Origin of the sequence: Mesorhizobium sp. M4A.F.Ca.ET.050.02.1.1 (genome assembly GCF_003997725.1) — a bacterium.
Taxonomy (GTDB): domain Bacteria; phylum Pseudomonadota; class Alphaproteobacteria; order Rhizobiales; family Rhizobiaceae; genus Mesorhizobium.
In genome coordinates this window covers 1-395 of the sequence record NZ_RZSG01001554.1, presented here as the reverse complement: position 1 = coordinate 395, position 395 = coordinate 1, and the positions used below count along the sequence as shown (strand labels likewise).

The following is a 395-nucleotide window of genomic DNA, read 5'->3' as shown; positions in this document are numbered from 1 at the left end:
GCCATAGGTTCCGCGTCGAGTGGAGCGCAGGATCAGACAAGGCGCGCGACCGCACCGCGCCAGACCGTCGGATCTGCGGGCTCGCCTAGATGCCGGATGCTCCGGCCAACCGGAGCTACGCTCCTCAGATTGCTTGTTGACCGGTCGAGGTTTTTCGCTTTCGACCCGATTTGGACCCGCGGCAGAACCGGCGAGATGCGAGGATGATTGCGGCTCTCAGAGACGTTTTTTTGCAGAAGGTGAGTGCACACCCGATGGTGGGGCTTGAGCAGACCGCCCCCGACACGGTCGACGCTCCAGGAGGGCATAGCGTAGCGGCCCAAACGGAGTCCGACGACGTGCGGCTCATCCTGCGCCGCTGGCAATCCGCCTGCGGCACAGGTCCCCTCCCGCCC

Annotated in this window: 1 protein-coding gene; it reads left to right on the top strand. The window is 65.3% G+C overall.

The window, feature by feature from the left end:
* Nucleotides 1–203: 203 nt before the first annotated feature.
* Nucleotides 204–395, top strand: a 192-nt coding sequence (locus tag EOA33_RS40075) for a hypothetical protein (protein WP_210212675.1), incomplete at its 3' end; no start/stop codon positions are given.